Origin of the sequence: Kitasatospora sp. NPDC059599 (assembly GCF_042735125.1) — a bacterium.
Taxonomy (GTDB): domain Bacteria; phylum Actinomycetota; class Actinomycetes; order Streptomycetales; family Streptomycetaceae; genus Kitasatospora.
The window spans coordinates 1-10,118 of record NZ_JBHWCL010000234.1; the positions used below are offsets into that span (position 1 = coordinate 1).

General features: G+C 73.5%; 10 protein-coding genes and 2 pseudogenes. 9 read left to right on the forward strand and 3 right to left on the reverse strand.

Annotated elements, in window-relative coordinates; all coding sequences use genetic code 11:
• The 5 genes from ACFV04_RS42015 to ACFV04_RS42035 all read left to right on the forward strand — a co-directional run.
• Positions 1 to 474, forward strand: a 474-nt coding sequence (locus tag ACFV04_RS42015) for an amidohydrolase family protein (protein WP_380536382.1), incomplete at its 5' end; no start/stop codon positions are given.
• 120 nt (positions 475 to 594) lie between these two features.
• On the forward strand, positions 595 to 888 hold the full coding sequence (locus ACFV04_RS42020) for a hypothetical protein (protein ID WP_380536384.1): 294 nt from the start codon (positions 595 to 597) through the stop codon (positions 886 to 888).
• Positions 885 to 1,118, forward strand: coding sequence for a hypothetical protein (locus ACFV04_RS42025; RefSeq protein WP_380536385.1), 234 nt, complete (start codon positions 885 to 887; stop codon positions 1,116 to 1,118). Before ACFV04_RS42020 ends, ACFV04_RS42025 begins: the two co-directional genes overlap by 4 nt.
• Positions 1,115 to 2,065: a 1-phosphofructokinase family hexose kinase gene (locus ACFV04_RS42030; protein WP_380346501.1), complete on the forward strand. Its 951-nt coding sequence runs from the start codon at positions 1,115 to 1,117 to the stop codon at positions 2,063 to 2,065. The genes ACFV04_RS42025 and ACFV04_RS42030 overlap by 4 nt, the downstream gene beginning before the upstream one ends.
• Positions 2,056 to 2,946: a ketose-bisphosphate aldolase gene (locus ACFV04_RS42035; RefSeq protein ID WP_380536387.1), complete on the forward strand. Its 891-nt coding sequence runs from the start codon at positions 2,056 to 2,058 to the stop codon at positions 2,944 to 2,946. The genes ACFV04_RS42030 and ACFV04_RS42035 overlap by 10 nt, the downstream gene beginning before the upstream one ends.
• A 173-nt stretch (positions 2,947 to 3,119) precedes the next feature.
• On the opposite strand, the pseudogene ACFV04_RS42040 reads toward ACFV04_RS42035, so the two are convergent.
• Positions 3,120 to 3,790: pseudogene (locus ACFV04_RS42040) on the reverse strand (GntR family transcriptional regulator); the annotation flags it as partial.
• Positions 3,791 to 3,982: 192 nt separating this feature from the next.
• Between ACFV04_RS42040 and ACFV04_RS42045 the strand changes: the two are divergent.
• On the forward strand, positions 3,983 to 4,879 hold the full coding sequence (locus tag ACFV04_RS42045; RefSeq protein ID WP_380536388.1) for a hypothetical protein: 897 nt from the start codon (positions 3,983 to 3,985) through the stop codon (positions 4,877 to 4,879).
• A 28-nt stretch (positions 4,880 to 4,907) separates the two neighbouring features.
• Positions 4,908 to 5,042, forward strand: coding sequence for a hypothetical protein (locus ACFV04_RS42050; protein ID WP_380346505.1), 135 nt, complete (start codon positions 4,908 to 4,910; stop codon positions 5,040 to 5,042).
• 54 nt (positions 5,043 to 5,096) lie between these two features.
• Here the strand turns inward: ACFV04_RS42050 and ACFV04_RS42055 are convergent, their stop codons facing one another.
• Positions 5,097 to 6,668: an MFS transporter gene (locus tag ACFV04_RS42055; protein ID WP_380536390.1), complete on the reverse strand. Its 1,572-nt coding sequence runs from the start codon at positions 6,666 to 6,668 to the stop codon at positions 5,097 to 5,099.
• Positions 6,669 to 6,997: 329 nt separating this feature from the next.
• Here ACFV04_RS42055 and ACFV04_RS42060 point away from each other — a divergent pair, with 329 nt between their 5' ends.
• Positions 6,998 to 7,843 carry a hypothetical protein gene (locus ACFV04_RS42060; protein WP_380536391.1) on the forward strand — a complete coding sequence of 282 codons (846 nt, stop codon included), beginning with the start codon at positions 6,998 to 7,000 and terminating at the stop codon, positions 7,841 to 7,843.
• Between the two features lie 180 nt (positions 7,844 to 8,023).
• Here the strand turns inward: ACFV04_RS42060 and ACFV04_RS42065 are convergent, their stop codons facing one another.
• Complete coding sequence (locus ACFV04_RS42065; RefSeq protein ID WP_380536393.1) at positions 8,024 to 9,142, reverse strand: peptidoglycan recognition protein; 1,119 nt, start codon at positions 9,140 to 9,142, stop codon at positions 8,024 to 8,026.
• Between the two features lie 380 nt (positions 9,143 to 9,522).
• Here ACFV04_RS42065 and ACFV04_RS42070 point away from each other — a divergent pair.
• Positions 9,523 to 10,118 (forward strand): annotated as a pseudogene (locus ACFV04_RS42070) (hypothetical protein); the annotation flags it as partial.

Sequence of the window (10,118 nt, forward strand, 5' to 3'; positions counted from 1 at the left end):
GAACGGGTCACCGTCGAACTCATCAACGACGGCGTCCACCTGCACCCCTCCGTCCTCGACCTCGCCTACGGCACCGCCGGCCCCCACCGCGTCGCCCTCATCACCGACGCCATGGGCGCCGCCGGCATGGGCGACGGCCTCTACCCCCTCGGCCCCCTCCAGGTCCGGGTCAAGGACGGCGTCGCGATGCTCCCCGACGGCAGCTCCATCGCCGGGTCCACCCTCACCCTCGACCGGGTCCTCCGACGGTCCCTGACCGCGGGACGGATGACGCTGCCGCAGGCCGTCGAGTCGCTGTCCGCGACCCCGGCCCGGCTGCTCGGCCTGAGCGACTCCGTCGGCTCGCTGGAGACCGGCAAGCTCGCCGACCTCGTCGTGGTCGACTCCGGGACCTACGACCTGGTCGCCGTGATGCGCCGCGGCCGCTGGGCCGTCGGCGACGGCCGGTTCACGACGGTGCGGCGTGGCAGATGACGGCCCCTCTGCATTTCTGCTCAAAGTTGCAGTATTTGCCGGTTCTATTGACATGAATGCGCAGAAACAGTGCACTTGGTGCGCACGTCTCCTCGGCATCCTCGATACAAGGAGCTGGCTGTGCACCTCGTCCGCACGCCCCCGCGCCGACTCGCCCTGTCGCTGACCGCCACCACCGCGCACGCCTCCCCCACCGCCACATCGGGCGACGGCAAGCCGCTCGCCGTGACCTCGCCGATGGACCGGAACGACTGGGCCCACGACCGGTGCGACATCGACGAACGGACCATCACCGGCAACGCCGACGCCCCGGTCTCGGCGACGGAGTACCGGCACGGCCCGATCAAGGGCCGCGGCACGGACCCCGACCAGCCGCGCAACCTCACCCGCTCCGTCGTGCCGACCCGGCCGTGAGCCCCACCGTGGTCGCCCTCGACGCCGTCGGCACCCACGTCAAGGGCGCGGCGGTCGCCGAGGACGGCGCCCTGCGCCACACGGAGCGCTGGTCCACCCGCGCCGAGCGCGGCCCCGAGGCCGTGCTCGACACCGTCCTGGACCGTGCCGCCGAACTCGGCCACGAGGCAGGCTGCTTCGGGGCCGGACTGCTCGCGCGGGACCTCCTGGGCGCGGGAGCGGCGACGTGATCCTCACCGTCACGCCCAACGCGGCCCTGGACATCACCCACCACCTGGACCGGTTGCGCCCGCACGGCAGCAACCGGGTCCGGGCGGTGGCCGAGCGTGCGGGCGGCAAGGGCGTCAACGTCGCCCGGGTCCTGCACGCCCTCGGTCACCCGACCGTCGTCACCGGGCTGGTCGGCGGCCTCACCGGCCGGGCGATCCGCGCCGAACTCGCCGCCGCCGGACTGACCGACCGCATGCTGGCGATCCCCGGTGAGTCCCGGCGGACGGTGGCCGTGGTCGAGGAGAGCGTCGGGGACACCACCGTGCTGCTCGAACCCGGACCGGTGGTGGGTGTCGAGGAGTGGGAGCGGTTCCTCCATCACCTCGACACGCTGCTGCCGGGCGCCGCCGCGGTGGTCCTCTCCGGCAGCCTGCCGCGCGGCCTCCCCCGGGACGCCTACGCCCAGTTGCTCCGGCACGCACACGCACACGGCGTCCCGGCCGTACTCGACGCCGACGGGGCGGCCCTGCGCGCGGCGCTTCCGGCAGGACCGGCCCTCATCAAGCCGAACGCCGACGAACTGACCGCTGCCACCGGCCTCGCCGACCCGTTCGCCGCCGCCCGCGCCCTGCACGCCGCCGGAGCGGGCGCGGTGGTCGCCTCGCTCGGCGCCGACGGCGTCATCGCCGTCACGCCGCACGGGAGTTGGCACGCCCGCGGACCCGAGCGGCTGGCCGGCAACCCCACCGGCGCCGGCGACGCCGCGGTCGCCGCGCTCACCCTCGGCCTGGTCACCCGCACCCCCTGGCCCGACCGGCTGGCCGAGGCCGTGGCACTCTCCGCGGCCGCCGTCGCCGCACCGCTCGCGGGCGACTTCGACCCGGCCGTCCACCGGGCCCTGCGCCCCCGCGTGGACGTCCGGCATCTCGCACCCTTCGCAGCAGAGGAGCCCGACCCGTGCCCCTGACCGGAACCGGCGCGATCGCCGCCGCACCCACCGTCGGACCCGTTGCCGGTGCCGTGCGCGGCGTCGGCGCGTTCAACGTCATCCACCTGGAACACGCCCAGGCCGTCGTCGCCGGCGCCGAAGCCGCCGGCGCCCCGGTCATCCTGCAGATCAGCGAGAACGCCGTCCGCTACCACGGCGCCCTCGCCCCGATCGCCGCCGCCACCCTGGTCGTCGCCCGTGCCGCGAAGGTACCGGTCGCGGTGCACCTCGACCACGCCACCTCCATCGAACTCGTCCACGAAGCAGTGCAGTTGGGCCTCACCTCGGTCATGTACGACGCCTCTGCGCTCCCCTACGAGGAGAATGTGCGCACCACCGCCGAGGTGGTCCGGCACTGTCACGCCGCCGGCGTCTGGGTCGAGGCCGAACTCGGCGAGGTCGGCGGCAAGGACGGCGTCCACGCCCCCGGAGTGCGCACCGACCCCGCCGAGGCCGCCGCATTCGTCGCCGCCACCGGCGTGGACGCGCTCGCGGTGGCCGTCGGCACCTCCCACGCCATGCTCACCCGCGACGCGGTCCTCGACTTCGCACTCATCGCACGGCTGCACGAGGCCGTGCCGGTCCCGCTCGTGCTGCACGGCTCCTCCGGCGTGGCGGACCAGGACCTCACCGCCGCCGTGGACGCCGGCATGACCAAGGTCAACATAGCCACCCACCTCAACCGGGTGTTCACCACCGCCGTCCGCCGGGCCCTGGCCGACGACACCCGGCTGGTCGACACCCGCCGCTACCTCGGGCCCGCCCGCGCCGCCGTCGCCACCGAGGTCGCCCGCCTGCTCGGCGTGCTGAAGGCGGCGCCCGTCGGCTCCGAGCGCGGGCTTCACGCGCCGGCGAACTGAGACGTCGACATCGCCGGGTTCGACCCGCGCGGCTCACCGACGCCGGCCGACGGGCCCCGTCCCCGTCCCCGTTCTTCCGGACCCACGTGAACCCACGGCCGGTTCGAGCCGGAGCCGGATTCCCGCCTCGACCTCGCCGTCGTGGCGCACTCCTGGAGGGCCTGACCGGAGTCGTCGGTCAGAGCGGCCGCGGTCAGGGTGAGGTGCCGGACCAGGATCTCGGCGGCGGTGTCGGCGTCGCGGGCCAGCGCGGCCTCCTCCAGCCTGCGGTGTTCCTCGGCGCCGTCCCGGTCGGGGTTGCGGTGCGCCGACCAGCGGCGGGCCAGCTCACTCGCGGTCCACAACCGGTCGAAGGTCTCCAGCAGTGCGTGGTTTCCGCACCCCTCCAGCAACGTGCGGTGGAAGGCCCGGTGAGCCTCGGCCCACGCGCCGGTGTAGTACTCGCCCTCCTCCGGCTCGTACGCCGGGGTGCGCGCCAGTCGGTGGTGGGAGGCCCGCACGCGGGCTTCCCAGTCGACGTCGCCGCGCTCGATGGACATGCGCAGGACGACCGGTTCGACGGTCCGGCGGGCTTCCGCGATCTCCTGCCAGCGGCGGTCGGAGAAGGACGGGACGGCGAAGCCGCGGTTGGGCAGCCGGTCGGCGAGCCCCTCACCGACCACCCGCACGAGCGCCTCGCGCACCACGGCCAGGCTCACGCCCTGCTCCCTGGCGAGGTCCTGCGGCTTGAGGGGGCACCAGGGGCGTGGTCCCCGCGCATGATCGCGTCCCGCAGGTGCGCGTAGACCTGCTCGGAGAGCATCTGCTTCCCCGGCGGGGTCGAGGACTGCGCCGTCTGAGTCATGAGCTCATCCTAGATGATCCCCTGGATAATCGATTATCCGTGTTATCGTCGATTCAGTAGCCGGTAGAGACGTCCGCCACCGTCACTTCGTCGTGGTGCATGCCCTCGACACCCCTCGGACGCGCGGTGCCCGTCGCCACTGCCGAAACCCCCGCACGACAGCGCCACCCGACTCCCGGAGACACCACCGCCATGCACCTCGACCCCCTTCCCGCCTCCGCCCGTACCGGCGACGGCCCGATGGACCTGAACGCCGTCCGCACCGTCAGCCACGCCGTCAGCGCCGCCCACCTGTTCATCTACCTCGCCCCCGAGACCGCCGAGCAGGCGGCCGAGCTCGGCGTCACCGACCGCGGGCCGGCCTACCTGGCCTTCCGGTCGGCCGCGATGGGCGCCGTTCCGTGGCAGGTCACGCTCGCGGCCTTCTACAACTTCAGCCCGCAGGCAGTACGGGCCATGGCGGGCGTGTGGGACACCGCACCGCCCGAGCGGTGGCAGGCCGCCCGGTTCCTGGCCGCCGGACGGGCGATGCGGCGCGTCGGCGTACGTCTCACGGACGACCACCGTGTCGAGGCCCGCTCGCTGATCGACCCGGTCGTCGCCGGTGCCGACTACGCCGGAAAGGTGCTGGCCGCCGCGAACGCCTCGGTCGGGCTTCCCCCCGATCCGCTCGTCGCGCTCTGGCAGCAGATCACGGTGGCGCGCGAGTGGCGCGGCGACGCCCATCTCGTCGTACTCGCCGACAACGGCCTCGGGCCGTGCGACTGCCTCGTTCTGCACACCGCGACCGGCCCCCTCCCGATGGCTCTCGCACGAGCGACCCGTCAGTGGGACGACGAGGAGTGGAACGCGGCGACGGCACGCCTCGTCGCACGCGGCTGGCTCGACTCCGACGCCGTGGTCACCGACGCCGGCAGGGCGGCACGCGAGCGCATCGACGTGGAAACGGACGAGCACTGCGCCGCGTTGTGGGCACCGATCGGCAACGCGGGCGCCCGCCGCTTCGCCGCGCTCATCGCGCCGATCACCGACGCGTTCACCGCAGCGGGAACGTTCCAGTCCGTTCGCGGACGGTCCGATCCCGCTTGAACGGTCCTTTGCGCGAGCACGGCCGGTCATGAGCCGCGAAGCCCCGGGCCCACGACCGGGCACCAGGACGCATCCCGACCGGATACCGGATACCGGCTACCGGCTCCGCTACGTCCGCGGCCCCGAGGGCATCGTCGTCGGACTCGCCGAGGAACTCGGCTGACGGCCCTCCCAGCGCGGCGGACGCGGCCGGGGCCGCGACCGGGAGCGCCCCGGCTCAGCCCTGGCCCGGCTCGCGCCCGGCAGGCAAGGGCTCCTGCTCCTCGGCGGACGGCTCGGCCTGCACGCCCGGACGCAGGCCGACGATCGCCACCACCGCGGCCGCGGCCATGATCGCCGCCATCCAGTAGAAGACCGTCTGGGTGGCGTGGGCGAAGTCGGCCCGGAAGAACGGCGGGATGCTCGCGGTGCCCCCGCTCCCGCCGCTCTGCGCCTGGACCTGGGAGAGGTGTGCGGCCGTGGCGGCCGCCTGATCCGGCGGCAGCCCCTGGGCGACCAGCGAGTCGGTCAGCCGGGAGCGCAGGTCGGTCACCAGGACGGTGCCCAGCACCGCCAGTCCCAGGCTCGCGGCGTAGTTGCGGACCGTCTGGGTGATGCCGGTCGCCTCGCCGTAGGACAGCCGCGAGGCGCGGTTGACCGCGTCCGTGCTGGCGGGGGAGAGCATGAAGCCCATGCCCGCGCCGGCCAGCACGATGTCCCACTGCTGGTCGCCGAAGCTCAGCGTGGTCACGTCGCCCGCCCACAGGTAGAACCCGAACGCGGCCAGGACGCACCCGAGCACCACCGGCCGCTTCGCGCCGCCCCGGTCGAGCATCCGGCCGCCGATCTGCGAGGCGATCACGAACCCGATGAAGAAGTAGAGCAGGAAGATGCCGGCGGTCGAGGAGGAGTCGCCCAGCGCGATCTGCGCGTACTCGCTGGAGAAGAAGAACACCGGGACGAAGACCAGCATCGAGATGCCGAGCACCAGGTTCTGCACGGAGAACGCCCGGATGCGGAAGATGTCCACCTGGATCAGCGGCGAGGCGGTGCGCTTCTCGACGAACACGAAGACGACCAGCAGCAGAACGCCGGCCGCGATGCAGAGCCCGATCGCCGGGTTCGACCAGCCCCAGACCTGCGACTGCTGGAACCCGAAGACGCTCAGCGCGACACCGCCGGCGATCAGCGCCAGGCCGCGGTAGTCCATGGGCGCCGGCCGGCTCTGCGTCACCGGTTTCGAGATCGCGATCAGCACCAGCGCGATCGCGGCCACCGGGAGGTTCACCCAGAAGATGGCCCGCCAGGTCCATTCGGTCAGGTAGCCGCCGAGGACCGGCCCGATCGCGGTCAGACCGCCCGCGATGCCGAAGAACAGGGCCAGCGCCCGCCCCCGCTCGCGCAGCACGAAGTTCTGCACCACGATCGCCAGCGCCGCCGGGAACATGAGGGCGCCGCCGAAGCCCTGGACCGCGCGGAAGGCGATCAGCCACGCCTCGGCCAGGCTCCCGGTGGGGGTGAGACCGCAACAGGCCGACGCGCCCGCGAAGACCAGCACCCCGACCACCACCATCCGGCGGTGGCCGACCGTGTCAGCGAGCCGACCGCCGAAGGCGAAGAACGCCGCCAGGGTCAGCAGGTAGGCGTTGACCGCCCACTGCACCCCCGTGCTGGTCAGTTTCAGCTCGTGCTGGATGTTCGGTACGGCGATCGACACGATCGTCTGGTCGATGAAGGTCATCGCGACGGCGAAGATCATCGCCGACAGCACCAGGTAGCGCGAGGACCCGCCGACGGGCGCACTGCTCACGGTTCGCCATCCCTCCGGGGTGCGTCCGCGCATCGACTGCCGGCGGATCACCTGTGGACCGGCCCCGCTCCTGGGGAAACGGGGCCGGTTCCTGCCGTTCGTGCGGCGGCTCCCATGCTAGCGACGGGCCCGGGACGACGCCTGACGGAGCAGCGCGGACGGGTTGCCCCGCTGCCCGGGCTCCGCGGGCGGGGGGTGCCGGGGCTCCGCGGGCGGGGGCCGCGGGCGGGGGCCGTGGGCGGGCCGGGTCACACGGTGTCACGACCCGTTGCGCCCTCGACCGGTGTTTCGCCACCCCGGTGGTCCGGCGGGCGGGCTAGTCTCGGCCCGTGGGGCAGCCTGAGCAGCGCGCCGAGGGCGCGGGACCGTTCACCACCCGGCTCACCTGGCGGCCGCCAGGCGGCGGCACCGCCGTCTGGGAGTCACGACTCGCCCGGCGGCGCGGACTCATCGCCGTCCACCCGCCCGGTGCCCCGGCACGCCGGCACGCCAGCGCCGACGCCGTTGCGATCACCCGGCTGCGCAGGCTCAACGCCATCGCCGCCACCGCCTTCGTCATCGGCGGAGCGCTGTTCGCGGCCGGCGCCGCCGTCGCCCAGTTCGGCGGGGGCGACGCCACCACCTGCGCGTCGATCTACTTCGCCGGCGGCCTCTTCTTCAACACCGGCGGGTACGTCTCCCTGCTCCAGGTCGTCAACGCCCCCCGGCACGTCCCGGGCGGCGAAGGCCGACTGGTCACCCGCCGCTGGCGCTGGTGGAGCTACGAGCCGATGCGGGTGGACTGGCTCAGCGCGTCCGCCCTGTTCGCCGGGACCCTCGTGTTCGGCGTCAACCTGCTGGACTCCTTCCTCCAGGGGCTGAACGTCCAGCAGGTCAACCGGCTGATCTGGACTCCCGACGTCATCGGCTGCGTGCTCTTCCTGATCTCCGGTCACCTGGCCTTCGTCGAGATCTGTCACACCCGCCTGCCCTGCGTCCGCCGCCGCAGCCTCGGCTGGTGGATCACCGCCGTCAACCAGCTCGGATCCGTCCTCTTCATGGTGTCGGCACTCGCCGCCTACACCCGCCCCGCGACCGGCAGTCTGGTCAACGCGGACATCGCCGACTGGGGCACCCTCACGGGCGCCCTCTGCTTCTCCGTCGGCGGCGTGCTCCAGCACTTCGAACGTCCCTGACCCGCGCAGCCGGCCCGGCGCTCCACAGTCGGACGGGGTCCGGCACCTCCCCAGGTGCCGGACCCCGTTCGCGTTCCGTCCGAGCCCGTCGAGTTGCCGGACGCCGGCCGGCTCCGCCCTGCCGTGGACCGCCGTACGGTCCGTGCGGTCCAGGGAGTTCGGCGCGGCCGTCCGGCGGGCTCAGCCGTCCTGGAGGATCAGGGCCGCACTGCGGATGGCGGGGAGCCTGGCGTAGAGGGCTCCACCGGGACACTCGGTGGCGAAGCCGTCGCGGTGGCCGGAGATGGTGTCGAAGTCCACGACGGTGCCCTTGGGATACCGGCTGCCGTCGGAGGAGGAGGTCAACCGGGTGGTGCCCCCGGCCATCTGGCCGGTGAGGCCGAGCTTCCAGGCCGCGATCTTCGCGAGGCCGTCCTGCAGCGCCTGCGGTGGGACGTCCGAGGTGTAGGTGCCGATCGCGGCGACACCGGCCGAGTTGCTGTTGAAGCCGAGGGTGTGGGCACCGAGGACGGGCTGGTCGACGCCGCCGGCGCGGCCCTCGTAGACGGTGCCGCAGCGGTCGACCAGGAAGTTGTAGCCGATGTCCCGCCAGCCGTTGCTCTGGACGTGGTACTGGTAGATCGCCCTGATGATCCGGGGGGCGTCGCTGCAGGCGTAGTCGGTGGCACTCGCCGTGTGGTGGACGAAGACCGCCCGGACCGGGCCGGTGTACCCGAATCCCGCCTCGCGGATGGACTCGTCGGCGCCCCAGCCGGCGCGGGTGACGATCTCGGGGCGCCCAGCGGTGTCGGTGGGTCCGGCCGGGCGTTCGGGCAGGGTCCGCCGGTCCGCGGTGGCGGCTCCCTGCCCGGGGTCGACGAGTTCGACCCGCAGGCCGTGCGGCAGTCCGGCAGGACCGGGACGCACGTCCACGGCAACGCCGTCGCTGCGCCCGGCCCACAGCGGGGCTGTGGCGCCGTGGGGCACGGTGTCGGGGGCGTCCGCGGCATCGGCCTCCAGTGGACGCCAGTCGCTCCAGCGGCCGGTGGTGGAGTCGCGGGTGCGGACCCGTACGGACCCCTGGGCGAGGGCGTCGGGGGCACCGTCCCAGACGACACCGAGGAGTTCGAACGGACGGGTTTCCCGAGGCGCGAGGGCACCCCCGGCGCCGAAGGCCAGTGAGGTGACCGAGCCGCCGCCGACGGAGGTGCGCAGCGTGGCCGTGGGGCTGCTCGAACCGTCCACGGCGACGGCCGCGGGCTGGAGGAGCAGGGCAGTGGTGCAGCCGGCAAGGACAGCTGCCGGGATCGAAATGCTCATGGAAGGGATGGTCACCACGGTTCACCGCCCCCGCACGCCACCGCCGGTAGCGCACCGTCACGAAACGCCTCGGGGATGCGTCGGCGGGGAGTGGGATTTCCCTGGCCGGATGCACCCGGTCAGGCGGCGGTGGGTGGAGCGGACCGGCACGGATGCCGTCCGCCGTACGGGTGGTCGGGCAGCGGCCGGTACGGGTGTCGCGGGGCTGGTCCCAGGGCTGACGCGGGTACGGGAGCGAGGTGCCGGGCCGGGCGGGGAGCGTACGTCCGTTTGCCGTATCTCGTTGGGCCGCTGCGGTGACTCGGCAGCGACGCGCGTCTTTGCCGGATGGCGCGGAACTGTATACGGAAGATCCGTTTTACGGATCATCCGGGAGCATCATGCGTACTCGAATCACCGCCCTGGTCCTGTCCGGGCTGACCTCGGCCGCCCTCGTCTGGGGCACGGGCGGCCAGGCCTACGCCTCGCCCGTCGCCGACACCGGCACGGCGACGGCTCAGGGCCAATGGGTCGACAGCCTTCTGCGTATGGCCGAGCAGGGAGGCACGTCGGCCCGTGACACCTGGACCCTCACCGGCCGCAGCGACTTCCCTTCCACGTCGGCCCTCCGCCTGACCGACGACAACCCCGACACCGCGCCGACGGCGACCGGTGACGGGGAAGCCGACGGGGCACAGATCGATGCCGTACAGCCCGACGAGGGCGAGCGGCTCGTGGGGCAGGCGCCGTCCACGCCGTCCACACCGACCACGCTGCCCGCGCAGGCGGGAGCGGGAACGGCCGGCACCGAGCACTCCGCCGGGCCCGGCCACGAGGGCCACGGGCACGTCAACGGCCCCGTCCCCGGCGAGTGCCACTGCCTGCCCGGCGCCCCCGCCGGGCACGGCGAGCACGGCGAGCACGGCGAGCACGGCGAGCACGGCGAGCACGGCGAGCACGGGGAGCACGGCGAGCACGGCGAGCACGGCACATCAGA